At 40.4% G+C, this 1,437-nt stretch carries 1 protein-coding gene; it reads right to left on the bottom strand.

Annotated elements, in window-relative coordinates; genetic code table 11:
• Positions 1–676 (bottom strand): calcium-binding protein (locus LC653_RS30225; RefSeq protein ID WP_267923238.1); only part of this gene is annotated, 676 nt, incomplete at its 3' end.
• Positions 677–1,437 lie beyond the last annotated feature (761 nt).

Below are 1,437 nucleotides of genomic sequence, written 5' to 3'. Positions count from 1 at the left end.
CGTCGCCAGCAATGATGTCACTTTCATTGGTGCCGATGACATTCACAAAGTTGAGTACATTAAATGTCAATGTCTCAAGTTCGGGAACGTTATTGGCAGAGATACTTTCGGCTTCTAGGTCAGCGGTGATAGATACGCCAGCCAAAGATTCGGAGGCATCTATGGTATTGTTGGCAACACTGGCATCAGCAATAACTGTTTCTATTTGGAAGATTTGGTCTGTTCCAAATCCATTAGCTTTGGTAATTGTCCCTACACCTGAGAGAGTGATGCCTATACCTAGTTCGCTGTAGTCGGCGGTATCAATACCATCTCCGCCATCGATGCTGTCGTCACCCTGACTGCCCTTGAATATGTCATCGCCTGCACCACCTGTTAATATATCATCGCCCAGTCCACCCTCAATCACATTGCCCTCTTCACCATCGATTACGTCATTTCCAAGACCAGCAAAGATATTGTCATCGTTTCCAAAACCAGAAATCTGATCGTCACTAGTAGTGCCCGACAAAAAATCATTGTTAGCGTCAATCAGGTTATTGCCCTCTTCACCATCGATTACGTCATTTCCAAGACCAGCAAAGATATTGTCATCGTTTCCAAAACCAGAAATCTGATCGTCACTAGTAGTGCCCGACAAAAAATTATTGTTAGGAGTGCCAACAATTATGGACATAATATATACCTTTGTAGTTTCACAGATCAATGTATTCGCTTGATGTAATACTTACATATTACAAGAAGTAAGATTATAAATTTCTGATGAAATTTAGATTAAACATAGTTAATGCTCTTTTATCTCTGTGTCGAGAGAAAAAATGCTTTTATTTCCTGTTCCCTGTTCCTTGTTCCCTCCCTACGCAAGTAATTTCATCAATCAAATCGGATTGCTATAGTGCATATTACATAACATGATTCAGTAACAAAATTATGCATAATGTGAAGGCAATAATGAATAATTTGCCTTTCAAGCCTGGCTGGGGAGGGTATAGAGAAAAACCTGGGAGGAAATCTACTAAACAGACTTGATATTACACCTAACATAAACAAGCAAGTTGTGAGGGTACAAAATAGGGAATATACTGATAATTTATTGGAATTATTTATTACCTTTTACAAGTATTTATAAGTCAGTACGCTTGGGCTAAGGCTTGATCCTCCCTAACCCTCCGATAAATTGGAGGGAATTAGAGCAAGCCTTTTTAAGGGAAGCCAGTCCGTTGCGTATTTTACCCCCGTTGTTCGCGTAGCGTCTCCGACAAAAGAAGCAACTGGCGTGGGTTGGGGGAATCTTCGGGAGCAAAGTATCACTACTGGAGTTTAGACTAAGCTATACAAAATGACCCAGCAGGGCTGAGTTAATCAGAGACTTAGCAAAAGTATGAATAATCTAAGGTATTAAACAGCAACAGATGCTTCTTTACGTGGTGGAGTTAC

This window comes from Nostoc mirabile CHAB5784, assembly GCF_020829645.1.
Lineage (GTDB): Bacteria > Cyanobacteriota > Cyanobacteriia > Cyanobacteriales > Nostocaceae > Nostoc > Nostoc mirabile.
Note: the sequence above shows the minus strand (reverse complement) of the source record. Positions and strands in the feature narration are given on the sequence as shown.